The 24,307-nt window shown below is 34.0% G+C and carries 25 protein-coding genes and 1 riboswitch; of the genes, 21 read left to right on the forward strand and 4 right to left on the reverse strand.

Annotated features, from left to right (window positions below):
* The 15 genes from FC80_RS09175 (at position 1) to FC80_RS09245 (ending at position 13,975) form a co-directional block, all read left to right on the forward strand.
* The gene (locus FC80_RS09175; protein ID WP_057829842.1) at positions 1–1,221 is read left to right on the forward strand and encodes an ABC transporter permease; all 1,221 of its coding nucleotides are present in this window, start codon (positions 1–3) and stop codon (positions 1,219–1,221) included.
* A 205-nt stretch (positions 1,222–1,426) separates the two neighbouring features.
* A complete protein-coding gene (locus tag FC80_RS09180) occupies positions 1,427–2,185 on the forward strand; it encodes an ABC transporter ATP-binding protein (RefSeq protein ID WP_057829843.1) in 759 nt (252 codons plus the stop codon).
* A 16-nt stretch (positions 2,186–2,201) separates the two neighbouring features.
* Positions 2,202–3,998 (forward strand): ABC transporter permease, encoded by a 1,797-nt coding sequence (locus tag FC80_RS09185; protein WP_057829844.1) that lies wholly within the window; start codon positions 2,202–2,204, stop codon positions 3,996–3,998.
* Positions 3,999–4,059: 61 nt separating this feature from the next.
* Positions 4,060–4,422, forward strand: a complete 363-nt coding sequence (locus tag FC80_RS09190; protein WP_083486970.1) for a GntR family transcriptional regulator — start codon at positions 4,060–4,062, stop codon at positions 4,420–4,422.
* A gap of 5 nt (positions 4,423–4,427) precedes the next feature.
* Positions 4,428–5,303, forward strand: a complete 876-nt coding sequence (locus FC80_RS09195) for an ATP-binding cassette domain-containing protein (protein WP_057829846.1) — start codon at positions 4,428–4,430, stop codon at positions 5,301–5,303.
* Entirely contained in the window at positions 5,300–6,088 is a 789-nt protein-coding gene (locus tag FC80_RS09200) for a hypothetical protein (protein WP_057829847.1), read from the forward strand. Before FC80_RS09195 ends, FC80_RS09200 begins: the two co-directional genes overlap by 4 nt.
* A 78-nt stretch (positions 6,089–6,166) precedes the next feature.
* On the forward strand, positions 6,167–7,042 hold the full coding sequence (locus FC80_RS09205) for a hypothetical protein (RefSeq protein WP_235807270.1): 876 nt from the start codon (positions 6,167–6,169) through the stop codon (positions 7,040–7,042).
* Between the two features lie 9 nt (positions 7,043–7,051).
* Positions 7,052–7,918: an RluA family pseudouridine synthase gene (locus FC80_RS09210; protein ID WP_057829848.1), complete on the forward strand. Its 867-nt coding sequence runs from the start codon at positions 7,052–7,054 to the stop codon at positions 7,916–7,918.
* A gap of 95 nt (positions 7,919–8,013) precedes the next feature.
* On the forward strand, positions 8,014–8,661 hold the full coding sequence (locus FC80_RS09215) for a metal-dependent transcriptional regulator (protein ID WP_057829849.1): 648 nt from the start codon (positions 8,014–8,016) through the stop codon (positions 8,659–8,661).
* A 163-nt stretch (positions 8,662–8,824) separates the two neighbouring features.
* A complete protein-coding gene (locus FC80_RS09220) occupies positions 8,825–9,025 on the forward strand; it encodes a cold-shock protein (protein ID WP_003689193.1) in 201 nt (66 codons plus the stop codon).
* A 62-nt stretch (positions 9,026–9,087) separates the two neighbouring features.
* The gene (locus FC80_RS09225; protein ID WP_057829850.1) at positions 9,088–10,263 is read left to right on the forward strand and encodes an MDR family MFS transporter; all 1,176 of its coding nucleotides are present in this window, start codon (positions 9,088–9,090) and stop codon (positions 10,261–10,263) included.
* 54 nt (positions 10,264–10,317) lie between these two features.
* Positions 10,318–11,061: a threonine/serine exporter family protein gene (locus tag FC80_RS09230; protein ID WP_057829851.1), complete on the forward strand. Its 744-nt coding sequence runs from the start codon at positions 10,318–10,320 to the stop codon at positions 11,059–11,061.
* Positions 11,062–11,075: 14 nt separating this feature from the next.
* Complete coding sequence (locus FC80_RS09235) at positions 11,076–11,513, forward strand: threonine/serine exporter family protein (protein ID WP_057829852.1); 438 nt, start codon at positions 11,076–11,078, stop codon at positions 11,511–11,513.
* Positions 11,514–11,861: 348 nt separating this feature from the next.
* Positions 11,862–13,307, forward strand: a complete 1,446-nt coding sequence (locus FC80_RS09240; RefSeq protein WP_057829853.1) for an ABC transporter permease — start codon at positions 11,862–11,864, stop codon at positions 13,305–13,307.
* Between the two features lie 11 nt (positions 13,308–13,318).
* Positions 13,319–13,975, forward strand: coding sequence for an ABC transporter ATP-binding protein (locus tag FC80_RS09245; RefSeq protein ID WP_057829854.1), 657 nt, complete (start codon positions 13,319–13,321; stop codon positions 13,973–13,975).
* Between the two features lie 333 nt (positions 13,976–14,308).
* Here the strand turns inward: FC80_RS09245 and FC80_RS09250 are convergent, their stop codons facing one another.
* The 3 genes from FC80_RS09250 to FC80_RS09260 are packed head-to-tail and all read right to left on the reverse strand — an operon-like array spanning position 14,309 to position 16,618.
* The gene (locus FC80_RS09250; protein WP_057829855.1) at positions 14,309–15,358 is read right to left on the reverse strand and encodes an LCP family glycopolymer transferase; all 1,050 of its coding nucleotides are present in this window, start codon (positions 15,356–15,358) and stop codon (positions 14,309–14,311) included.
* 41 nt (positions 15,359–15,399) lie between these two features.
* Entirely contained in the window at positions 15,400–15,774 is a 375-nt protein-coding gene (locus tag FC80_RS09255; protein ID WP_057829856.1) for a DUF1634 domain-containing protein, read from the reverse strand.
* 1 nt (position 15,775) lies between these two features.
* The gene (locus FC80_RS09260; RefSeq protein ID WP_057829857.1) at positions 15,776–16,618 is read right to left on the reverse strand and encodes a sulfite exporter TauE/SafE family protein; all 843 of its coding nucleotides are present in this window, start codon (positions 16,616–16,618) and stop codon (positions 15,776–15,778) included.
* A gap of 174 nt (positions 16,619–16,792) precedes the next feature.
* On the opposite strand from FC80_RS09260, the gene FC80_RS09265 reads away from it, so the two are divergent.
* From FC80_RS09265 to serS, 6 genes are all read left to right on the forward strand, one after another.
* On the forward strand, positions 16,793–17,491 hold the full coding sequence (locus tag FC80_RS09265; RefSeq protein ID WP_235807272.1) for a zinc-ribbon domain-containing protein: 699 nt from the start codon (positions 16,793–16,795) through the stop codon (positions 17,489–17,491).
* Positions 17,492–17,523: 32 nt separating this feature from the next.
* Positions 17,524–18,057: a GNAT family N-acetyltransferase gene (locus FC80_RS09270; protein ID WP_235807273.1), complete on the forward strand. Its 534-nt coding sequence runs from the start codon at positions 17,524–17,526 to the stop codon at positions 18,055–18,057.
* Between the two features lie 2 nt (positions 18,058–18,059).
* Positions 18,060–18,578: an Rrf2 family transcriptional regulator gene (locus FC80_RS09275; protein ID WP_057829859.1), complete on the forward strand. Its 519-nt coding sequence runs from the start codon at positions 18,060–18,062 to the stop codon at positions 18,576–18,578.
* 251 nt (positions 18,579–18,829) lie between these two features.
* Positions 18,830–20,512, forward strand: coding sequence for an acetolactate synthase AlsS (alsS, locus tag FC80_RS09280; RefSeq protein ID WP_057829860.1), 1,683 nt, complete (start codon positions 18,830–18,832; stop codon positions 20,510–20,512).
* Between the two features lie 81 nt (positions 20,513–20,593).
* Positions 20,594–20,774, forward strand: a riboswitch (Lysine riboswitch).
* Positions 20,775–20,914: 140 nt separating this feature from the next.
* Entirely contained in the window at positions 20,915–22,363 is a 1,449-nt protein-coding gene (locus FC80_RS09285) for an amino acid permease (RefSeq protein WP_057829861.1), read from the forward strand.
* Between the two features lie 286 nt (positions 22,364–22,649).
* Positions 22,650–23,918 carry a serine--tRNA ligase gene (serS, locus tag FC80_RS09290; RefSeq protein ID WP_057829862.1) on the forward strand — a complete coding sequence of 423 codons (1,269 nt, stop codon included), beginning with the start codon at positions 22,650–22,652 and terminating at the stop codon, positions 23,916–23,918.
* A 199-nt stretch (positions 23,919–24,117) separates the two neighbouring features.
* On the opposite strand, the gene FC80_RS09690 is transcribed toward serS, so the two are convergent.
* Positions 24,118–24,307 (reverse strand): hypothetical protein (locus tag FC80_RS09690; RefSeq protein ID WP_235807274.1); only part of this gene is annotated, 190 nt, incomplete at its 5' end.

Consider the following 24,307-nt stretch of genomic DNA (forward strand, 5'->3'; position numbering starts at 1 on the left):
ATGAAGCAAATAATATTGGTGCTGATGGAAACATATAGAAGACAGGTCAAGAGCTGGAGTTTTATTTTGCTTGTTTTATCTCCATTTATTTTTATTTTTGTATCTTTGGGGTTTGGTTATGCTAGTAGTAGACTGGGGGATAATACCTCTGACAGGGTTGCTATAGTTTCATCAAATAGAAAAATTGCAAGTCAGTTTAGATATGATAAGAAAAAAACAACATTGGTTTATCAAACAAAAAAAGATGCACGAAAAGCCTTAGATAAAGAAAAAATTGCAGGATATTTGGTTTTAGAAAAAAGAAATGGTCAATTTATTGCAAAATATGTTGGTGAAGAAAAGATGGACAGTGAACAATTAAAAGAATTTGGTCAACTTCTTCAACAAAAGCAACAGGAATTGAATATACAAACTGCCAAAATTACTTCACAACAGTTAAAATCATTTTCAAAACAACCTATTTTGAAACAAAAAATAATAGCAAAAGGGGCTTCTGATGCGACAATCAAAACGATTTCTTTTGTGTTTATAATTTTTTTGATGTACTTCATTCTAATAATCTATACATCTGCAATTGCTCAAGATATAGCTTCAGAAAAGGGTACTAAAATTATGGAGATGATTTTTTCAAGTATGCCGGCCAAAAGCTATTTTTACGGTAAAATTTTGGGAACTTTTGCCGTAATTGCGACCCATTTATTGATTTACACGTTGGGTGGAGGTTTGTGCTACTTTATTATGCCAAAATTGAAAATATCGCAGGGAATTTTTTCCGAATATCAAGATACAATTAATAAAATTATTACTAATTTAGTTTCTATCAATTTACTTTATGTATTACTTGGAGTTATTTTATTTACGATTTTGGCTGCATTATGCGGTGCACTTGTTGTTCGACCTGAAGATGTTTCAAAGGCAATTCAACCAGTGATGTACATTGTAATGCTTGGCTTTTTTGGAGCATTAACATTAGGTCAAGATTCCAATAACTTAATTGTAAAATGGGCATCGTTTATTCCTTTTTTGTCTTCTTTTTTTATGCCGATTAGGTTAATCTACGGGAATGTAAGTATATTCCAACTATTGCTATCTTTAGGGTTATTGGTTCTTTCTGCTTTCTTCTTAGCAAGGTATGTGGGTAGTTTATATGCGAGCTTGATTCTTCAGACTGATGATATTGGAATTATAAAAAGTTTTAAACGGGCAAGTAAGATGAAGTAAAATAATTAATTATGATATAAGATAGCAAATACTTGAAAACTTCAATAATGAATGGGAACACCTTGCAAACAGGCTGAAAAGGTCACTTGTAAGGTGTTTTTTATAGAAAAAAGATAGCAAAAATTTGACGCAGACATTTCTCAGTGATATAGTTAGTTACATGAGTGATTAACCAACTAACAAATTAACGTGTGGAGGATAAAAAATGAAAGAAACAGTTATTGAAGTAAAAAATCTTAAAAAAATTTATGGCAAAAAAAGTGAACGTCAGTATGAAGCTTTGAAATCAGTTAGCTTTGATGTTATGAATGGTGAATTTGTTGGCATCATGGGTGCTTCAGGTTCTGGAAAAACAACATTATTAAATATGTTAGCAACATTTGATAAGCCAACAAGTGGCTCTGTTAAGATTCAAAATGAAGAAGTCGCAAAATTAAAAGGCAATTCTTTGGCAGATTTTAGAGCAAGTAAAATTGGATTTATTTTTCAAGACTTTAATCTACTTGAAAATCTTACTGCAGCAGAAAATATAGCCTTACCACTTTCTTTACAAGGGGTTTCTGCAAAAAAAATTGATTCAATTATAGTAAAGGTTGCTAGTGAAATTGGAATTTTTGATTTATTGAAGAAATACCCAGGAGAACTTTCAGGAGGACAAAAGCAAAGAGTAGCATGTGCTAGAGCGCTAGTACATAAACCAGCTATTTTGTTTGGTGATGAACCAACTGGGGCACTTGATTCGAAATCAGCACGTGAATTATTGGAATTAATGACAGAAGTTAATGAAAAAATGGGGACATCAATTTTGATGGTTACGCATGATGCCTTTTCAGCTAGTTTTTGTAAACGAATCATTTTCATTAAAGATGGAAAAATTGAACGAGAACTTGTGAAATCTGAAAGCCAAAGTCGAAGTAACTTCTATCAAGAAGTTTTAGATCTTTTAGGAACATTTGAACAATAAAGGAGAGAAATTATTCATGTTACAGAAATTGGCACTTAATGGGGTAAGAAATCGCTGGAAAGATTATTTAGTACTCTTTTCAGGATTAGTGATCTCAAGTTCAATTTTTTATTTATTTGAGACACTTTCTACAAATGGAAAATACTTGAAAGCAAACGGTTCAGTTGTTAGTGCGATTGGTTATGTATTTACCTTCGGATCAATATTGTTAATGTTAATCACATTTGTTTATATTAATTATGCTAATAACTTTCTATTGAGTATGCGTCAACGAGATTATGGACTTTTTATGATGTTAGGAGCACGTAAGAAAAAAATTGGGCAATTAATTTGGCTTGAAACAATGATAATTGGATTCATGTCAACAATTATGGGAATTATTGTTGGAATTATTTTAAGTACTGGGATGCAAAATATTGTTATTAAAGCACTGGGATTGACTGCTAAATTTTATGAGCCAATTTGGTGGAAAGCAATTTTGTGGACATTAGTTTTATATCTAGGATTGTTTTTCTTAGCTGCAATATATAATGCATTTTTAATGACAAGAAAACCTGCTCTTAAGTTATTGAAAAGTCAACAAAAGATAGCTAGAAAGCAGTTATCAATGCCGCTTCAAATATTACAAGCACTACTAGGATTAGTCTTACTCAGTGTAGGTTACTGGGTGATAATGAATCCCATGAAATATGGCGTAAAAACAATTCCAATCAGTTTATTCACTATAGCATTTGGAACCTTCTTTGTTTTCAATTCGATTGTTACTGTTGGAATTAGCTTTTTACGGAAAACATCCTTGGCAAAAAGGAAACTAAATGGCTTTACATTGGGACAATTGGAATTTAGAATACATGATTACACTAAAATATTAACTGGGGTTACAATGCTGTTGGCACTAGCGTTGGGTGCCATTACAACAGGAATTGGGTTTAACAATATCACAGAAAAAACTGCTGATTCGCAAAGTGCCTATACTTTTGCACTGTTTCAGCCCACAACCAAGCAAAAAGCATTGATGAAGCAATTAAAAATTGAAAAAAAGGCTAAATATGCATATAAAGTTGTTGGAAACATAGTCTACTTTGATGAGACACAGTTTGCTAGTCAACCGTTTGAAACCGTTAAATTTAATAGTAAAGATTTTACGTCTTCTTATACGAAGCTGAGTGTTAAACAGTTGAAACAAAATATATATGATTTGCAAGAATTTACTACAAGTACTCAACCAAATGCTAAAGTTTTAATTATAGACTCCAAAGCATTTCAAAAAGTCCAAAGTACAACACAATCAGCACTTTTTTTTAGGGCAAAAGATACGTACAGTGCACAGGGTGTTTTTTCACAAATATCTAGAATTGAATTTGCCAAAAGTAAGGAAAAGGATCATGCAAAAGCAATCCAAGGAAATTATGATGCAAAGATTTATATTGTGAAGCCTTTGTATGCTGGACTTGAGTTTATGGGTATTTTTCTTGGAATTGGGTTTTTAGCAATGTTGGCAAGTTGTTTGATGTTTAAGATACTTTCGGGTGCATTTGCAGATGTCAAAAGGTATGAAATGCTTGAAAAATTAGGGGTGCGCAAAACGCTGTTACGAGGTGCGATTGCCAAAGAAATTGCAATACTATTTATTTTACCAGCAATTTTAGGTGTGGCACATGTCTTAGTTGGTTTGAATTTATTTAAAGGAATGTTAATCAATCCTTATTATGGAATTTGGGTACCATTTTCAATCTTTGCTGTGTTATATCTAGGATATTATTTGTTAGTTTTCCTTATGTATCAAAGAATTGTTTTAAAAAGAAAAGGTTGACAATAAATGACGATTGCTTGTATTCTTGGTTTTGCGTTTTATGGACAATGAGGTGAAAAAGATGCATTTTAATTTTAACAGTGCAGAACCAATTTATTTACAGGTTGCTAGCCAGATAGAAGAAGCGATTTTTACAAAAAATTATTCAGAAAAAGAACAAATTCCGTCTACAACAGAAATTTCAAGAGATTTTCACATTAACCCTGCGACTGTTTTAAAGGGGATTAATTTGCTTGTAACAAGTGGACTAATTGAAAAAAAACGTGGAATTGGGATGTTTGTTGCGCAAGGTGCATATGAAAAAGTTGTGATAAAAAGACGTGAATTATTTTTTGAAGATAAAATAGTTCAAGTTGTTGCCGAGGCCAAAAGATTACAGATATCAGAAGACGAGTTGATAGACTTAATCAAACGGGGGTTTTGATAGTTATGGGAATTGAAGTTAGAAATATAAAAAAGGTTTTTAACAAGAAAACGGTTTTGCGAGATATTAATTTTGAGCTGGAAGCAGGTAAAATATATGGATTACTAGGGCGCAATGGTGCTGGTAAAAGTACATTGTTAAGTATCATTGCTAACCGGATTTTTTCTGATTCTGGTGAGGTACTTTTGGATGGAGAGAGTGTATTTGAAAATGATAATGCACTAGGAAATATGTATTTAATGAGTGAGCGCAACTTATATCCGGAAGGAATGAAGATTGAGGCTATTTTTAAGAATACTGAATTACTTTATGGTGCATTTGATTTGGGGTATGCGCAGGAATTGGCAGATAAATTTGGATTGGATACATCTCAAAAGTTTGGTAAGCTTTCAACGGGATATCGAAGTATATTCAAATTAATTATTGCACTTGCAGTTCCAGCAAAGTATATATTTTTAGATGAGCCTATTCTGGGACTTGATGCAAATCATCGGGAACTATTCTACCGGGAGCTAGTTGACAACTATGTTAAAACACAAAAAACCTTTTTAATTTCAACGCATTTGATTGAAGAAATCACAAATATTCTTGAACATGTTTTCATTATTGATCAAGGTGAAATCGTGGTTGATGGGGATGTTGAAGCTATTTTGGATAAGGCATACCTGATTGCTGGGCCTAAAGAAGATGTTGATAATTATTGTCAAGGGCTAAATATCATAGGGCAAGAAAATCTAGGTAGTATTCATGGTAATTACATCTACGGGAGTCTTGATGATAAACGTATTTTACCGGATACAGTCTCTATCGAGAGAATGGACTTACAAAAGCTTTTTGTAAATCTCACTAATATCAGTGTTAAGGGGGGAGCTAGTAAATGATGACAACAAAAGAGGTTAGTGTAACTACTTATATTTTTAAGCATATATTAAAACAACTTGGAGTCGTAATTTTTTGGATGGCATTTTCTTTTATATTTTTTCCATGGATGTTTAACGGCTTTGATATTTCTAAATTTTCGTTGAAAAGTTCGTTTAAAGATATTTATGTCGGCTCAATTTTAGCATTTATTATTCCTTGTTTAGCACTCTTTCCATATAATGATTTTAAGTTATTGATTCAAAACGGGATTTCAAGGAGAACTTACTGGAAGGCTCGATTATTTTCTTTTTTGGGGTTGAGTTTACTTGGACAGTTGTTAGGAATAATAATTTCACTGTTAAACCCTTATACAAACCATACATGGGAAAATGGCTCAATGTACATGCTGCTCTATGGTAAATACTTTACTAGTTCGACTACAAATTCCTTTTTAGGGCTATGCTTTGTACTTATTTCAACGTCAGTAGTAACAATTATTGCAACTTTTGTAGGAAGTTTTTTCAGCCTTTTTAGTAAAAAAACTAAAGTTTATACGTTTATTGGCTTTTTTGTAGTAGGAATTGTTTTTATTAATTGGATTGCTATTGCTACACAAAATCAAAGTGCACATGTAATTATGAAAAATATGGGCCAGATGATGACATTTATTTTTGGAATCACCCCTGGGAATGCAGATGGAAAATGGAACCCTACAATGCCATTTGTTACAGCGATAATAACCGGGATAATTGCAACGTTTGGCAGTTATAAAGTTACTCAAAAATTCAAAATTAAGAATGAATAGCAATTAACAATTATCTATTATTTTGAGTTATACTGATATTGAAAGAATTAGTAGCTTAAAAGGTAGGTGTGTAATATAGTGATTGAGCCAGGACAATTATACAGACGAACAAAGGGTAAAAGAAATTCGAATGAACCCGGGAGAAGTATTAGTAGATATTTGGCTTTTTTTCTCGGAATTGCAATAATTATGACTTTTGGATCGTACGGTTTAAAGAATACAATATTAAATTCAAAAATAGCAGTTGCTCAGGTTACTAGACCTGTCTATGTAAAGCAAGCCACAAGTACACTAAATAGTGTTGTGGCTGCTTTGGCGTCTCAAAACAATATACCAACTTCTTTGACATCGGGGTTGGTGACTGAAAAACAAGTAAAAAAAGATTTAGCAGTTGTGACACGAAATATTTATGCAGGGAAAAAGCAACTAATAAAGGGCTCTTTAATTAAAAAACAAATTGGTGAAAATTTGGAGAAAAAAGCATCAAATTTAGGTATTTCAACTGAGAATGTAATATATCAGTCTATACAAAATACTTTTTTAAGTACCATGAGTTCGTATATTACTTCTAAAATATCAGCAACTCCTGCTGGTAAATTATCTAAGGTGATAAAAAATGTTAAGAAAGTAAATAATTTGATTTTTGTTATTGGGATTACTTTGTTGATAATTCTTTCGCTATTTTTGATAGTTCATGATCGAAATATTTTTAGAGTAATACATTATTGGGGGATTTCTGCAATATGGAGTGGTCTGATATTGGCGGGGCTTACTTTTTTAATTAGTAATTCAGAAATTCCAGATAAGATTGCAAATATGGCTGATGAAGCAAGTGGATTAATCGGGAGCCTATTACAAATTACATTTAGTCAGCTTCAAAATTATGGCTTATGGATAGTTGTAACTGGAATAATACTAGTTATTTTAGGGTTATTCAAAAAAAGATTGAGATAGGATTTAAAAATGAAATTTACTTGGATAAATGAAAAAAATGAACAAACAGTAAAAAAAGTATTGTTGGAAAAAGGGATAAGTCAACGACTTTTAAGCCAAGTAAGACGTGGTGAAGGAAGTGTTTTAGTCGACGGGATAAGTTGCAAATTATCCCAAAAAGTATTAACAAAACAACAAGTTTCGCTAATACTTCCGCAAGAAAATAATGAATCTGTAGTAGCTGCCAAAGGTGAATTAGATGTTTTGTATGAAGATCAAAATTGGCTAGTTATTAATAAACCAGCAGGAATGACAACAGTTCCTGGCCCTAGTAATCGCGAGACAACCCTTGTTAACTATGTTAAAGGGTATTTGATTGCAAAAAAAGAAGAAAATACTGTGCCGCATATTATTACAAGATTAGACCGGTTTACAAGTGGAATTGTGTTAATTGCAAAAAATAAAATAGCTCAAGCAATGATTGATAAAGTTGAACCTAGTAATTTTGAAAAGAAGTACTTAGCAATTGTGGAAGGAAAAATAAAAAAAACACATGATATTATTGATGCTCCAATTGGTAGGGTAGGCTCTAATATTAATAGGCAAGTTATGCCTGATGGACAAAGAGCAATTACTGAATATTGGTTAGAGACTCAAAGTGATAATTATGCAGCAATAAAAGTAAAATTGCATACGGGTAGAACTCATCAAATTAGAGTGCATTTTAGTTCAATTGGTCATCCACTTTTGGGTGATGAGCTATACGGTGGAGATGTAACGGATTTAAAAAGGCAAGCATTACACGCAAGTGAGCTTTGTTTTGTAGATCCTTTTACAAACCAAAAAATTAAAATATACAGCGCCCTTCCACAAGATATGAGTGTTTTTTTACAGTAGTAAGATTTATTTTGGCAGAGAAAGATTTTTTTGTTATAATGAATTTTGAATGCATTTAATAATATTTATAAGGGTGAAAAAAGGAGTGAAACTGTTTGACACCAAAGAAAGAAGACTATTTAAAAATAATTTTTGAATTGGGAGGGACTCAAAAAAAGGTCTCGAACAAGCAGATTTCATTGAGCTTAAATGTTGCAGCAGGTTCGGTCACTGAAATGGTAACTAAATTAGTTAAAGACGGATTGGCTGTGCATACACCTTATGCGGGTATTTCTTTGACCAAAGAAGGAATAAATGTAGCTGAAGGATTGATAAGAAGGCATCGATTATGGGAAACTTTTTTGGTATCTTCTTTGGGATACAAGTTACAGGATGTTCACACAGATGCTGAAGTACTTGAACATATTGCAAGTGAGAATTTGATGGAACATCTAGATGTCTTTTTAAATCATCCTACCCACTGCCCCCATGGTGGAGTGATTCCAACTGAAAACGGAGATTATGAAGAAGATAGTCACAATGTGTTAGCTGAAGCAAGGGATGGGGAGCTTGTTACAGTTGAGCGTTTTATTGATAATCATGATTTATTGACGTATTTAGATAATATTGAGTTACAAATTGGTGACGAGCTTAAAATAATTGACCATGCACCTTTTGAGGGGCCAATTAAAATTTTAATTAAAGAAACAGGTCAACAAATGAGTGTTAGCTTTAAAGCTGCCCACTATATTTTTGTAAAATAATTGTAGAACACTATCTTTTTTTAGTATGGCATGGTATACTATGGGTGTATTTTTGTATGGGTTACCGTGGTTAGAATGTTTCAAATAACTTTCCCCATTTGTGCCGATCAAGAATTACAACTATTATTAAATAGTGCCGAGGGGCACAAGGAGGAGTTTATTCATGGAACAAGGTACAGTAAAGTGGTTTAACGCAGATAAAGGTTTTGGTTTTATTACTCGCGAAGATGGTAGCGATGTATTCGTTCATTTTTCAGCTATCCAAGGCGACGGTTTCAAAACTTTAGATGAAGGCCAACATGTAACTTTCGACGTTGAAGAAAGCGATCGTGGACCACAAGCAGTTAACGTTACAAAAGACTAATTTAAAGTCAAAATGTACGAAGTGAGACAGCCGTCTCACTTCGTTTTTTTATGGGGAGAGAGATGAAAAATAATAGATTAAAATTAGGTTGGTTACTTGCTGGAAATCTAATATCAAGTACAGGAATGAGCTTTATTTGGCCGCTTACGACTGTTTACATGCATGATTATTTGGGTAAAACGTTGGCTCTTGCAGGTATGGTGTTACTCATTGAGTCACTTATTATGATTGTCGGAAGTTATGTTGGAGGTAGACTTTACGATAATGGTAAAGGACATTTTTGGATGTTATTTACAATAGCAATGTCGGCACTTGCATTACTTGCATTAATTTTTTGTAATGGATGGCCAGCTTATCCATTGTTATTAATAATAAATGGGTTCACAGGTGCGATTGCTAACACGATTATCAATGCTCTAGCTGCATCTATAAAAGAATTCGATGCTAGTTATATTTTTAATATGATGTACTTTATGGCCAATTTGGGAGTAGTAATCGGTACCTTAGTTGTCGGATTTGTTGTGAGCATAAATATCAGATATATTTTTTTAGTGACAGCTATACTATACATAATATTTTTCTTAATCGCAGCGACCAAATATTCATTTGAAAATACGCAGATTGTTAAAAATAAAAGTATTACAAAGAGAAAATTAAATAAAAAAACACCGATTGGTAATATTTTAGTGATTGGTGGAGTGTTAATGACATATCTAATGATTCAAATTGGGTATTCGCAGTGGCAATCTAACTTGTCAGTTTATATGCAATCATTGGGAATTGGGTTAAATAAATATAGCTATTTATGGACGATTAATGGGATAATAGTTGTAATTGGACAACCAATTATTGCTTTCTTTGATAGAAGAAAGCCAGTTAATTATTTTAAGAAAGTGTATATAGGATATGGAATTTTTATAATTGCATTTACTTCACTGGTTTTTGCTAGGGATTACACCCACTTTATTGTATCAATGGTTTTAGTAACTTTTGGTGAAGTGATTGCATTTCCAATTATTCCGGCAATTGTAGATGACTTAAGTAGTGACTCTGAAAGAGGAAAGTACCAAGGTTTCGTTAGTATTTCTGCGTCACTTGGGCATGCAATGGGACCATTACTCGGTGGATTGATAATAGGAGGGTTCTCATATGATGTTCTTTTTGAAATAATGGTACTGTTAGTTATGATTTTTACTTGTTTAAGCATGGGTATAACTTATTTTAAGTTGAAAAAGTAATTGCAATTTTCGCGGTAATATTAGATAATTTTCGAAAAAAGGTAGTGGGATTTTTTGACGAAGAACAATCTTATTATTGAAACCATTTTATTAGCAGGAAAGATCATGATTGAAAATGGTGCTGATATGGCAAGAGTTGATGATACACTAACAAGAATTGCACGCAATGCTGGCATAAATAATCCTAAGATATTTGAAACAACTACGGGTATACTGATGTCTATTCCTGAACAAAGCTCTGCTCAAGTTGAACCCATTCAAAAAAGAACAATAGATTTAGAAAAAGTCTCGCTTGTTAATCAAAATTCACGAGCCTTTCAAGATGGACAAATATCTCTAGAAGAGTTTCGCGATAATTTGGTAAAATTAAATATTTCGACACCATTTTTTTCTTTTTGGTTACAGTTAATCGCGGCTGTTGTTGTGAGCGTAACGCTTATGATAATGTATGGAGGTTCTTCAGAGGACATGATAGCAACAGCTTTTGCGGGTGGATTAGGGTATAGTTGCTATTATCTAATTAATAATCAACTAAAAATAAGATTTGTGAGTGAATTTTTGGCATCTTTTTTAATCGGGGTCATTGCTGTATTCTTTGTTCATGTGCATTTAGGGATACAAATAGGTATGATTACAATCGGCGGAGTTATGCCCTTGGTCCCGGGAGTTCCGATTACTAATGCAGTTCGTGATGTTTTTGCTGGTCATTTTTTAAGTGGGATGGCTCGAGCAATGGAAGCTTTGTTGAGTGCAGGTGCAATAGGTATGGGTATTGCATTTGTATTCCGCTTTTTATGAGAAGGTGTGAAGAAATGGCGATTGTAATACAAATACTTTGTAGTTATTTAGCTACACTTGGTTTTGGAATTATTGTGAACATTCCGCATAGAGCACTAAATTCTTGTGGTTTGGTAGGTGTTCTAGGTTGGATTACATATTTGTTAATCAAAGGTGCTAATGGGGGAACAATGCTTGCAAATGCAGTAGCGGCTTTGATGATTGGGTTAAGCTCAATTTTTATGGCTCGAAGGTTAAAGATGCCAATGATTTTATTTAATATTCCAAGCCTCGTACCACTGGTTCCAGGGGGGCAAGCATATAAAGCAGTAAGAAACTTTGCAGTAGGCAATGATTTAGCAGCGATAAGTGACTTAGTTCAAGTTGTGATGATTGCAGGTGCGATTGCAATGGGCTTTTTTATCTCAGAGTTAGTAGCTAGGACTTATTTTAGAATAACAATCAGGCATTAGAAGTTAAGGGGTTAGGTCAGAAGTTATATTTTGGCCTAACCCCTTGCTATGTTTAACTTATTTTTAGCAAATTTTGAAATTACTTACAAAAAAATATTACATTTATAATTAGTGGTATGTTGAAAGATATTTGGAAACATTCTAAATTCAGTAAATATGAAAAGTTCATGATATTAACTAAATTTAGCGTAATTTTTGTCGGGAAACATTCTAAGTTTGTTCACAACTTCCAATTAATATTAATGAAGTGCAAGGGAATATCAATCTCTAAGTCACTTTAGGTTATCAAAAATATAAGAGAGCGATGAACATTTTTTTATTCATAGTTCTTACCATGGAGGCGAAAGAATGAATTTTATTAAACGAGCTTTTCTGAACATCAAAGAAAAGAAGGGAAGGTCAATATTACTTCTTTTAGTAATGTCTGCAATATTACTTTTTGTTTTATCAGGAATTATTATTCAATCAGCTGCTAAAAGTGCAATTGCAAGTGCAAAAGAAAGTTCAAATGCAACTGTTACTCTGACAGCAAATAGGGAACAGGCATTTAAAAATATAAGAAAGCAAAAGAACAAAAAACAATCAATAACCTTGCCAAGCGTTAGCATTGATACTGCCAAAAAAATGGCAAAATCTAGTTATGTTAAAAGTTATAATGTGACAAATAGTACAACTGTAGATGCAAAATCATTTTCTGCAATTGAGACGTCCTCAAGTAATCAAGCGGGGCCATCTATGGGTGGAAATAGCCAAAAACAAAGTTCTAGCCAAGGTGATATTACATTATCGGGTGTATCAAGTACTTCAACAGTATTATCAAGTAGTAGTGCAAAATTGATTTCAGGCCGAGGAATATCAGTTAATGATGCCAATACTAATAATGTTGTTATTGAAAAAGAATTGGCTAAAGATAACAGTCTGAAAGTTGGCTCGAAGATTAAAGTGAAAGATACTAACGGTAAGGTACGTATTCTAAAAGTTGTCGGCATATATAAAGCATCTAATACGGCCAGTTCCAGTTTTGGGATGGGACAATCTGATCCAGGTAACACTATTTATACATCAGCACAGTATGTAAATAAGGTTAAAGGTACGACTGGAAAAGCCGAATCAGTAACCTTTACAATGAGTAATCCAGCAAAGGCTAGTTCATTTATCAAACAAGCTAAGAAATTAATTAATACTACTAAGTTCTCTTTAACAACAGATGACAGCACCTATCAATCATTATTGACACCATTAAACAATGTTAAATCATTTGCTAATAAAATTGTGTGGTTAGTAAGTATTGCAGGAACGATCATTTTAGCATTAATTGTGATTTTGATGATTCGTGAAAGAAGATATGAGATTGGCGTACTATTGTCAATGGGTGAAAAAAGGGTGAAAGTTATCTCGCAGTTTTTCACGGAAATGTTTGTAGTTTTAATCTTCTCTACAATTATCGCTGTTATAGGCGGTGGATTTGTTGGGAACTACATGTCTAAGCAACTTGTTTCACAGTCAACATCAACATCATCAACAACAATGACAATTGGAAATGGTCAAAGTCAAGGTGGGATGCCAAGTGGTGGTGGTAATACGCAAGGTGGGACTCCCAATGGTAATGGTGGTACTTTACGCCAAAACTCAGGTTTCAGCAACCAACAAAGTGTAGCCAATTTAGAAGTATCAGTTAGCGCAGTTTCCATATTAGAATTATTTGGATTTGGATTAATAATAATTTTGGTAGCTATATTAGCAGGGACAATTAATGTCTTACGATTAGAACCAAAGAAGATTTTGATTTTATAGGAGGCAAAAATATGATAACAACAAAGAACTTGGCATATTGGTATGATAATGCTGATGAAAAATTATTCGAGGATATTAATTTAAAATTCGATGCAGGAAAATTGTATGCGATAATTGGAAAAAGTGGATCTGGGAAGACAACATTTTTGTCATTGATAGCAGGGCTAGACACACCTAAAAGTGGAACGATTGAGTTTGAAGGTGAGGAACTTAAAAAAATTGGGTTAATGAATTATCGAAAAAAATGTGTTTCTATGGTTTTTCAATCGTATAATCTTCTAACCTATATGTCTGCACTAGATAACCTTTTATGTGCGATGGCAATTACTGGAGCAAAACATGCAGGTGATCGCAAATTTGCTTTAGATTTGCTGGATAGAATAGGTATTGATGAAGACAATGCTAAAAGGAAGGTAACGAAACTGTCTGGTGGTCAACAACAAAGAGTAGCAATTGCACGGACGATGTGTTGTGATTCAAGGTTTGTAGTTGCTGATGAACCCACAGGAAACTTAGATGAGAATAGTACTAATGATGTTTTGGAACTATTCAAGCAAATTGCACATGAACAAAATAAATGCGTGGTGATTGTTACTCATGAATTTGATGTTGCTCAAAAATGTGATTCAATAATTGAATTACGTCAAAGAAAATTCGAACAAGTATAATTTTTCTTTACAATCATGTAGTGATTACCAATAGCATTTTATAAATAAAATGAAATAATCTTCCAATTCATCTATTACGAGGTGTTCAGATAAACAATTATAAATTTTGTCTAGCACATCACAATTGTACAATTATCAAGATAACAACAAACGGAACTCGGAGAACTGTGTGTATCTACGAATGACATAAGTCAGAAAAATTTAATTTTTTGCACGGTCTCGCGATCGATTAATTTGTGTAAGCACATAATAAAAACAAAAGCCCACCAAAATATACATTCTGGTGGGTTTTTGTTTTGTTCAGTAGGAATGACTTTGGTACACAGAAAATAGTTATTTTTGAGTTATATCGATACTACTTGAATTTGAAAGTGTGTCACCTGTTGTACTTTCTTCGAGATTCAAGGAAGAACGAATTAAATTTGTGATACGTTGTTTTTCAGTCTCAGGAACTGCTTCAAATGAAATGCCTGATATTAAATCAGCGTCACCTTGTAAGTGGTCTGATGTCATATTATGGGTTGCAACACGATATTTAAGTGCAAGTAGTAACATATCGTTAAAACTAATATCTGTTTTCAACTGCTTTTGAATTTCTTTGAAAAACTTTTCAGTCATTAAAGATTTCAATTTAGAACCGTTTAATGCAACTTTAGTTAGTACCTGTCGTTGCCTTTCTTGTCTTCCATAATCACCTAAAGGATCTGAGTGACGCATTCTGACATATGCAAGTGCGGCACTTCCATCCATCTGTGTTTCTTTATTTTTGACGAATGAATGTCCATCGTACGAAAAGGTTAATAGTGGTTTAATGGTAATACCGCCAACTGCATTAACCAAGTTTTCAAGTCCACCCATGTTAATTGTTGCATAAAAATCAATTGGAATATTTAGGTAGTTTTGAACAGTTTTGACAGCAGTGCCCGAACCGCCATAGTCATAGGCAGAATTTAGTTTGCTAGGATAGTACTGCTTAAATCCAGTCACGGCTACGAGGGCATCACGTGGAAGACTAACGATTGTCATCTTCTTTTCTTGCGGATTAAGTGTCAAAACAATCATTGTATCTGTTCGACCTTTAAAGTTTCTTCCGACTGCACCTGTATCAGTTCCCATTAGAAGAATAGAAATAGGTTTTCCTTCCTTAAGCAATGTCTGGGTATTGCGAACCTTTGTAATATTACTTGAACTATAAATTTTAGCAGTCATTTTTTGTGCATCTGTATAGATACGTCCTAGGTAGAAGAAGAAGGTTCCAAGTATTATAACAATTAAAAGTAAAAATAAAGTAAAGTATTTACGCTGTTTGGGATGGACATTTTGATTTTTTCTTTTTTGAACTTCCGAGCGTTTTTGTTCTGGTTCTTTCACCACGGAACTCATCTCCTCTGACAAATTAACAGTTATAATTTTAACAGAGAAAGTTAGTTATGACCAATTAAGAAACTGATAAATAAGATAAGTAAGACAGTTGAGGTGATATAGACATATATCATGTCTTTTTCTTTCCAAAAAGCATAGATGGAAACAATGACTCTTAGCACAGGTGTAAGAATCAAAAAGAAGGTACCAGCCATCATAAAGGCATATGCCTTCATTGAAGCAATTCCTTTAATAATTGCTATTATTGATGTTGGAAAAGAATTATTGGAGTAACCAGAATTAGAAGTTATTAAAAGAATTGCAATGCCTAACAGCATGAAAATAGCAGCTATAAGCACACCGATACGCATAATTTTTCCTATTGTAATTTCAATTTTAGCCATTTCTTTAGCGGCGTTATTTTTATTAACTTGCATATTAGAGTACCCCCAATCCTTTAAGAACCATCTGTAAGCCTAGGTATAAAAGAACAGGTATAAACGTAGCTCTAATAACCTTTGAAGGTAAAACTTGCATTACCCGGCTACCAATTGTTGCCCCAACAAGAATACCTAAGGCAATAGGGACTGCAATATCAGGACGAATAGATCCATTAAAGAAATAGACTGTGGCACTTGCCGCTGCAGTAACTCCCATCATTAAATTACTAGTAGCGCTTGATGGTTTTAAAGGCATTTTCATTGCATTATCAAGTGCCATAACTTTAAAGGCACCCGAACCAATGCCCAACATGCCACTTGCTAAACCAGCTCCAAACATAATTGAAAATCCAAGCGGAATGTGCTCAACTTGATAATCTATTTGTTTTTTTAAATTTTTATCATAGTAGGAACTATTTAATTTAAATTTATCAGCAAGTTTGTCAGGTTTTGTTAAATGAAGAATTTCATTGCCAGCACGTAGTTTACGTAGCATATTCCAACTAGAAAAAACTAAGAGAAATCCGAAGAAAATATACAATATATCGGAATTAATAACACCCGTCAATATTGCGCCTAAGATTGCACCAACAGTGGTAGCAATTTCTAAAAGCATTGCAACTCTCAGATTCAATACATCGTCTTTTAAAAAGGCAATTGTTGAACCAGAACTTGTAGCGATGACTGCAATAATACTTGCGCCAATGGCATATTTTATATCAAGACCAACACCTAAAGTTATAACAGGTGTTACAATCATGCCACCACCTAATCCTAAAATTGCTCCCATAGTGCCAGCAAAAATACCAACCAACAAAAAAATTAAAATATGTACGAACATTGTTTAAGGCTCCTTTTATAAATAAATTAGACTTTTTAAAAGAATAGCACTTTTCAGGTCATCTGAAAAATATAGTAAACAAATATTGTATAATAGGATAAAATCAATAAAGAAATTATATGTCCTTATAAGGATGACAACGGTTTGTAGTAATAGAATATTTGAGGTGAAAAAATGATGGTTTGTCAAAAATGTGGACATAAGTTAGAAGAAGGTATGGAATACTGTATGTTTTGTGGTACGCACCAAGAAATTTTTGAAGAAGAATTTGAAAGAAAAAGTTGTAAATTTTGTAAAAAAAATATTCCAGTAAATGCAAATTTTTGCTCATATTGTGGAAAAGACCAAGCTTTTATCAATGTGGAAACTTTTTCAAGCGAACCCATTATTCAAAAAATTTCTGAAAATGGAAAAATACAAGTTGATGAGGTTACAGAAGATCGTGAACAAATTGATTCACTACCTCTCAATGAGAATGCTCGCCCAGGTATTCTTGCCTCAACCAAAATTTTATTAAGAGATATGTTTATTTTTCAAAAAAGAATGGGAAGAGCGGACTTTTGGTGGGCGATAGCAGGAATATTTTTATTGTCAATGATATTTGGCATGGTAATGGGCGAAGTAATCGTACTAGTTGAAGAATTTAGTCCAAGTAGTGTGGAGTTGGTAGAAAAAATAGGTGTAAGTATCTGGGTAACAATGGTTTACGTAGCAATTACAAGTGCACAAATAAGAAGACTGCATGACTGTAGTTTGCCAAGTGTTTTAATCCTACTAAAATTTTTCTTCGGATTTGGAGATATTATTGTATTTTTGCTGATGGTTTTACCACAATCAAAGCGAGATATGAGGTATACTTTTAAAAAGAAATGATAGACAATTTATATCCAGTATTGGGGAGAGTTATGGTTATTAAAGGAGCTAAAGTAAATTTAAGGCATATTCGAATTGAAGATCTTGGTGATTTATATGAATATAGTTCTCAAAGAGAAGTTGCACATGCTGCAGGATTTGCACGTAGCCAAGACTATTTGTCGTCTTTGGACCTTTTTAATGAACTTGATACAGATTTATCATGGATAATAGTTCAAAAAAATGGCAAAGTTGTTGGAAATATCTGTTTGTATGAGCTAGAAAATCTGTCTGACGGGGAAAAGGAAAGACATGTATCTTTGGGGTATGCGCTTAATAAAAATTTTTGGAATAAGGGATATATGACGGATGCAGTTAATTGTTTAATTAATTGGTTAGTTGATTCTTACAAAAAAATAGATGTGGTAGAAGCTTATGTGACGCTTCAAAATGTTTCATCACAACGAGTACTTGAAAAGGCTGGATTTGATTTTATTGCGCTTGTTGAAGTTCCGTATTTTGATGGATATCTTACTAGAAATGAAGTAAAGGTTTACGAAAATAAAATAGCAAAAAGGAGGGTTTGAGCATGCAATTAACTAAAGGATTTGAACAAGCAGCATGTATTATTGCGCTTTTAGCGACACAAAAAAGAGATGTGCCTTTATCATCGCAAATGATTCATGAAAGAATTAAAGGTTCGCAGACTTATTTACAAAAGATAATGCGTAAATTAGTTGTTGCAGGTTTGATTACTTCAGTTTCTGGGAACAGTGGTGGATTTTCTTTGGCTAAGGATCCTAAAAATATAACATTTTTGCAGATCGTTAATGCAACCGAAGGAGAGATTAAAACGTACCCAGATTTAGGATTTCTTGACTTAGTTTTCAAAGATTTTTTACCAATATCGCATGAAGCAACACATGCAATAAGTGGACTCTTTCAAGAAGCGGACAAGCAGTGGTGTGAGTATTTAAGTAAAAAAACTGTTTATGATATAATTCTGGAAACTTTTGGTAATAGACAGGTCAATTTAGTTGATTGGAATAATCAAGATGTGACTAAAAATCAAGAAATGGCTGATTTGTTAAAAGGTATTAAGTATTAATAATTTAAAACGAGAGAGGATGTTTTTCTTTTTTTAAAAGTTAAACTTTTAACAAGAATATCTTTTTAAGCTATTGATAGTGCGAGATTGTAAGTACTTATTGCAGAAATGATAGTTATTTTATTCACAATCAAAAAACGAGCTAGTATTTAATGTTTCTCAATGCTATCATAATTCATGAATTTACTAGTATCATTTTCTAATGGTGTAGATAAGTCAGTATGATTTAATTAAGAAGGAGTTTTGTAACGATGGAAGACAAAGAAAAATATTATGGTGCAGATGCACTAATTGATAGTCTAGCAAATCATGATGTTGAATACGTGTTTGGTATTCCTGGTGCAAAAATTGATCGTGTGTTTGAAAAACTTGAACATCCAACCAATCCAAAGGCACCAAAATTGATTTTGACTCGTCACGAACAAAATGCTGCCTTTATGGCGGCTGGGATAGGTCGTATTACTGGCAAACCAGGTGTTGTTTTAACAACATCTGGACCAGGTGCGAGCAATCTTGCAACAGGTCTTGTGACTGCAACTGCTGAAGGCGATCCTGTTTTGGCTATTGCAGGACAGGTACAAAGAACAGATTTGCTTCGTTTGACTCATCAAAGTATGGATAATGCAGCATTATTTGCCCCAATTACAAAATACAGTGCTGAAGTTCAAGATCCTGATAATATTTCAGAAGTTGTTGCTAATGCATATCGAGAGGCTGAAGCGGGCAAGCAAGGTGCTGGGTTTGTTTCGATGCCACAAGACGTTGTTGATGCACAAGTAAATACAAAGGTAATCAAACCATTGATTGCTCCAAAACTTGGGCCAGCAAGCCCTGTTGAGTCAACATTACTTGCACAAAGAATTAAGGCAGCACAAATGCCAGTTTTACTTGTAGGAATGAGAGCCTCATCACCAGAGGCTACAAAGGCAATTCGTGCATTGATCGCTGAGACTCATTTGCCTGTTGTTGAAACTTTCCAAGGGGCAGGGATTATTCCTCGCGATATGGAAGACGACTTCTTTGGTCGTGTTGGATTATTCCGTAACCAACCAGGGGATCGCTTACTTAAAAAGAGTGATTTAGTTGTGGCTATTGGTTACGACCCAATTGAATATGAACCTAGAAACTGGAATGCCACAGGTGATGCTAATATAGTTGTAATCGACACGATCGAATCTCAAATCGATAAGAACTTCCAACCGGAAAATGAATTGATTGGCAATATTGAGCAAACACTTGACTTCTTACTGCCATACATGAAAGGGTATGAAGTTCCTACGACATCACGTAAATATTTGTCTGAACTTCATGTGAAACTTGAAGAAAGAGACGAAGCACCTGAAGTGACGAGCGAACAAGTGCTAAATCATCCATTAAGTGTGATACAAGAGATGCAAAATCATATAACTGACGATATGACAGTTACAGTTGATGTTGGTAGTTTCTATATTTGGATGGCAAGACATTTTAGAAGTTATGCACCTCGTCATTTGCTTTTTAGTAATGGGATGCAGACACTTGGTGTGGCACTTCCTTGGGCAATTGCAGCTGCACTAGTGCGCCCAGAAACACAAATTGTATCGGTTTCTGGTGATGGTGGTTTCTTGTTTTCAAGCCAAGATTTAGAGACAGCTGTCCGTCTTAATTTGAACATTGTTCATTTGATTTGGAATGATGGTAATTTTGATATGGTTAAGTTCCAAGAAGAGCTCAAGTATGGTCAAGATGCGGGTGTTAAGTTTGGCCCAGTTGATTTTGCTAAATATGCTGAGAGTTTTGGAGCTACAGGGCTAAAGGTTACTAAAGCAAGTGAATTAAAGGATGTTTTAGACAAAGCATTCTCAACGAAAGGCCCAGTTATTGTTGATATCCCAGTGGATTATAGTTTTAACCACGAATTGGGTACACAAATTTTAGACGATCAGATTCACTAATTAGTTATTATATATTGTTACGAAAGGACAACACTTTTATGTTTAAGGTGTTGTTTTTTCTTTTGTGCAGAGTATAATAAAAGCATCGAAAAGAGGTTGCAAATGATAAGAGTAGCTATTTATGAGATGTTGGAGCATCCACGACTAATAGTGAAAGGAGAATTTGCCGAAATAATATGTTGCTGCAACAATATATTATTGGGACTTGACTTAAAAGGTCAAGGACTGTCATGCGTTTTATGCATGGAGTGCTATCGAGTGTGACTTTTACGTATATTCATGATTATGAAAGTCTTGCTGGAATTAGCAGCAAGACTTTTTATGTGGTTACATAACATGAATTAATACGGATTAGTTAGAAAAGTGTGGACTTGATTGCCTCTTGAAAAAACAGGAGGAATTATGGAAGGAAAAAAAGTTAGTCGTACGTTGAAGACAAGGCATCTATCAATGATTGCACTTGGAGGAAGTATTGGGACAGGGTTATTTGTTGCTAGTGGTTCAGCAATTAGCACTTCCGGTCCGGGAGGTGCGTTGGCAGCATATATAGGAATTGGGATAATGGTATATTTTTTAATGACCAGTTTGGGAGAGATGGCGACATATTTACCAGTTACTGGATCCTTTGCCACGTATTCAAGCAGGTTTGTGGATCCAGCGTTTGGGTTTGCGATGGGTTGGAATTATTGGTTTAACTGGGCAATCACTCTAGCAGTTGATATTAGTACTGTTGCATTAGTTATGAAATTTTGGCTGCCGAATGTTCCAACATGGATTTTTAGTATGATTGCTTTGATAATTATATTTGCTATTAATGCATTTTCTGTTTTGTCATTTGGAGAAGCTGAGTATTGGATGTCATTAATCAAAGTGGCTACAGTTATTATTTTTTTGGTAATTGGCTTTTTGACAATTTTGGGAATTATGGGTGGAAAAGCAGTTGGACTTGAAAATTTTGTTTATCATAAAGCTCCTTTTGTTGGTGGAATTCCAACCTTGCTAAGCGTTTTTGTGGTAGCAGGATTCTCTTTTCAAGGAACCGAGTTAATCGGAATTACAGCTGGGGAGTCTGCTACTCCTGAAAAAAGTATTCCAAAAGCCATAAAACAGGTTTTTTGGAGGATTTTACTTTTTTATATACTTTCCATTTTTGTCATTGCTTGTTTGATTCCTTATACAAGTTCCAATTTATTAGGCTCAAGTGCGAGTGATATTGCTATAAGTCCGTTTACGCTCGTATTTAAAAGAGCTGGATTGGCATCGGCTGCAAGCGTAATGAATGCGGTAATTTTGACTTCGGTTATATCAGCGGCAAATTCAGGTATGTATGCCTCTACTAGGATGTTGTTTTCTATGGCAGGCCATGGCAATGCTCCACATTTTTTTAGCAGATTGAATACTAGAGGAGTTCCTTTTTATGCATTATTAGGAACAACTGCAGTTGGGTTATTAACTTTTTTTTCAAGCATATATGGAACGAGGATATATTCTTTTTTATTGAGTGCTAGTGGACTAACTGGTTTTATTGCATGGTTAGGAATTGCAGTTTCACATTACCGTTTTAGAAGGGCTTTTAAAATACAGGGAAAATCGTTAAAAGAATTGAAATACCATGCTAAGCTCTTTCCTTTTGGACCGCTTTTTTCTTTTGCTGTGTGTGTACTGGTAATAATCGGGCAAGACTTAAAATCATTTGCTAAATGGGACTGGCAAGCAATAAGTGTGAGTTATATGAGTATTCCGTTGTTCTTAATATTATTTTTGTATTTTAAAATTAAGCATCATACGAAATTGATACCACTTGCACAAATAGACTTAACCCCACATGATGTGAAAGAAACTGACGATTAATTGTTGCTATTTTTTGGGTTTAATATTATGATATCTATAGAATAATTAATAGAGAAAACATCGGAGTGCGCCTTAAGTAGACTTATAGAGACATGATGGTTGGTGGAAATCATGAAGTTGAAATTCCAGCGTTCGTTGTATGGGCAGGTAATGCTGCACGGGAGACCGTTATTTTAGTTGAGTGCGATTTTTTTAATCGAACTTGGGTGGTACCGCGAATGAAGTCTTTTCGTCCCAATTATGGGAGGGAAGACTTTTTTATTTTCTAAAATTTAGGAGGAAAAATATGTTAGATATTAAAATGATTCGTCTTAATGAAGATGAAGTTAAAGAACGGCTCGCAACGCGTAATGTTAAATCTGAAATAATTGATGAACTATTGGCACAAGATAAGTTAAGACGTGAATTAGTTGTTCAGACTGAAACACTTAAGCAAAAAAGAAATGAAGTATCTCAAGAAATTGCGCATGCCAAAAGAAACAAAGAAGATGCAACAAAGGCTATTAATGACATGAAGGAAGTTGGACAGGCTATAAAGAAGCTTGACGAACAACTAAATGGAGTGAATGAGAAAGTTTTGGATATGGCTGCACGTTTACCTAATTTGCCGAATCCAACTATTCCAGTAGGCCCAGATGAGACTGCAAATGTGGAAATAAAGGTGGTTGGTAAACCTAGAAAATTTGATTTCGAACCTAAAGCACATTGGGAAATCGGTGAAAAACTAGGGATTTTAGACTTTGAGCGTGGAGCAAAGGTGTCAGGGAGTCGTTTCTTATACTATAAAGGATGGGGAGCAAGATTAGAGCGTGCAATCTATAATTTTATGTTGGATGAACATGCTAAAGAGGGGTACACAGAAATTTTACCACCTTACATGGTTAATGGAGCATCAATGTTCGGTACGGGTCAATTTCCAAAATTTAAAGAAGACGTTTTTCAAATTGAAGGTCAAGATTTGACCTTAATTCCTACTGCAGAAGTACCATTGACTAATTATTATCGTGATGAGGTCATACCAACTGAGAAATTGCCAGTTTATTTTACGGCTCTATCACCATCGTTTAGGTCGGAAGCTGGTAGTGCAGGCCGTGATACTAGAGGATTGATAAGATTGCATCAATTTAATAAAGTTGAAATGGTTAAGTATTGCAAACAAGAAGATTCTTATGAGGAATTAGAAAAAATGACTTTGAATGCAGGCAATATTTTGGATAAGCTTGAACTTCCATATCATGTAATTACATTATCAACCGGAGATATGGGATTTTCTGCGGCTATGACGCATGATGTAGAGGTTTGGATGCCATCACAACATGTCTATCGAGAGATCTCAAGTTGTTCTAACTGTGAGGATTTCCAGGCAAGAAGAGCTCACATTCAATATCGAGATGAAGAAGGTAAATTGAAATTTGTGCATACATTAAATGGTTCTGGATTAGCTGTTGGGAGAACGGTCGCTGCAATTATTGAAAACTTCCAAAATGAGGACGGAACTATTTCCGTACCTAATGTACTTCAGCCATATTTAGGTGGGCTTGAAGTTATCAAATAACTTAATTAATCAATCATAAGAGCTAAGCTGAAGTCAATTTGGTTTAGCTCTTATTTGTTTGGACAAATGTTTTTGTCACTGTACATTATGGTTTTTTTTAAATTATTGCATCTAGAATTAATTAGAATAAAAAAAGTTGTTGACGCACTATGAAAATGTTGGTATGATATTCATTGTTGTCAAGGAGATGTAGTTGTTTTTAGGCCTTGACTATTGGTACGATACATAACGAAGTTGTTAGAAAGATTGTTTCTTTAAAAATTAGCAAGTGAAAAATATGTTGACTTTTGATTCGATAGTATGTATAATAATTTCTTGTGTCATATCTAAAAAGTAGACCTTTGAAAACTGAACAAAGTTTCGACAAATCAAATGTGTAGGGTCTCTTG

Origin of the sequence: Liquorilactobacillus cacaonum DSM 21116 (assembly GCF_001436735.1) — a bacterium.
Classification (GTDB): Bacteria; Bacillota; Bacilli; order Lactobacillales; family Lactobacillaceae; genus Liquorilactobacillus; species Liquorilactobacillus cacaonum.

Excerpts from the sequence above, each read along its gene's own strand:
- FC80_RS09265 (WP_235807272.1), top strand. The coding sequence starts at position 16,793 with ATGATGGTTTGTCAAAAATGTGGACATAAGTTAGAAGAAGGTATGGAA.
- serS (WP_057829862.1), top strand. The coding sequence starts at position 22,650 with ATGTTAGATATTAAAATGATTCGTCTTAATGAAGATGAAGTTAAAGAA.
- FC80_RS09260 (WP_057829857.1), bottom strand. The coding sequence starts at position 16,618 with ATGTTCGTACATATTTTAATTTTTTTGTTGGTTGGTATTTTTGCTGGC.
- FC80_RS09245 (WP_057829854.1), top strand. The coding sequence starts at position 13,319 with ATGATAACAACAAAGAACTTGGCATATTGGTATGATAATGCTGATGAA.
- FC80_RS09250 (WP_057829855.1), bottom strand. The coding sequence starts at position 15,358 with ATGAGTTCCGTGGTGAAAGAACCAGAACAAAAACGCTCGGAAGTTCAA.
- FC80_RS09175 (WP_057829842.1), top strand. The coding sequence starts at position 1 with ATGAAGCAAATAATATTGGTGCTGATGGAAACATATAGAAGACAGGTC.
- FC80_RS09285 (WP_057829861.1), top strand. The coding sequence starts at position 20,915 with ATGGAAGGAAAAAAAGTTAGTCGTACGTTGAAGACAAGGCATCTATCA.
- FC80_RS09275 (WP_057829859.1), top strand. The coding sequence starts at position 18,060 with ATGCAATTAACTAAAGGATTTGAACAAGCAGCATGTATTATTGCGCTT.
- FC80_RS09240 (WP_057829853.1), top strand. The coding sequence starts at position 11,862 with ATGAATTTTATTAAACGAGCTTTTCTGAACATCAAAGAAAAGAAGGGA.
- FC80_RS09190 (WP_083486970.1), top strand. The coding sequence starts at position 4,060 with ATGCATTTTAATTTTAACAGTGCAGAACCAATTTATTTACAGGTTGCT.
- FC80_RS09210 (WP_057829848.1), top strand. The coding sequence starts at position 7,052 with ATGAAATTTACTTGGATAAATGAAAAAAATGAACAAACAGTAAAAAAA.
- FC80_RS09270 (WP_235807273.1), top strand. The coding sequence starts at position 17,524 with ATGGTTATTAAAGGAGCTAAAGTAAATTTAAGGCATATTCGAATTGAA.
- FC80_RS09220 (WP_003689193.1), top strand. The coding sequence starts at position 8,825 with ATGGAACAAGGTACAGTAAAGTGGTTTAACGCAGATAAAGGTTTTGGT.
- FC80_RS09200 (WP_057829847.1), top strand. The coding sequence starts at position 5,300 with ATGATGACAACAAAAGAGGTTAGTGTAACTACTTATATTTTTAAGCAT.
- FC80_RS09255 (WP_057829856.1), bottom strand. The coding sequence starts at position 15,774 with ATGCAAGTTAATAAAAATAACGCCGCTAAAGAAATGGCTAAAATTGAA.
- FC80_RS09180 (WP_057829843.1), top strand. The coding sequence starts at position 1,427 with ATGAAAGAAACAGTTATTGAAGTAAAAAATCTTAAAAAAATTTATGGC.
- FC80_RS09185 (WP_057829844.1), top strand. The coding sequence starts at position 2,202 with ATGTTACAGAAATTGGCACTTAATGGGGTAAGAAATCGCTGGAAAGAT.
- FC80_RS09235 (WP_057829852.1), top strand. The coding sequence starts at position 11,076 with ATGGCGATTGTAATACAAATACTTTGTAGTTATTTAGCTACACTTGGT.
- FC80_RS09195 (WP_057829846.1), top strand. The coding sequence starts at position 4,428 with ATGGGAATTGAAGTTAGAAATATAAAAAAGGTTTTTAACAAGAAAACG.
- FC80_RS09225 (WP_057829850.1), top strand. The coding sequence starts at position 9,088 with ATGAAAAATAATAGATTAAAATTAGGTTGGTTACTTGCTGGAAATCTA.
- alsS (WP_057829860.1), top strand. The coding sequence starts at position 18,830 with ATGGAAGACAAAGAAAAATATTATGGTGCAGATGCACTAATTGATAGT.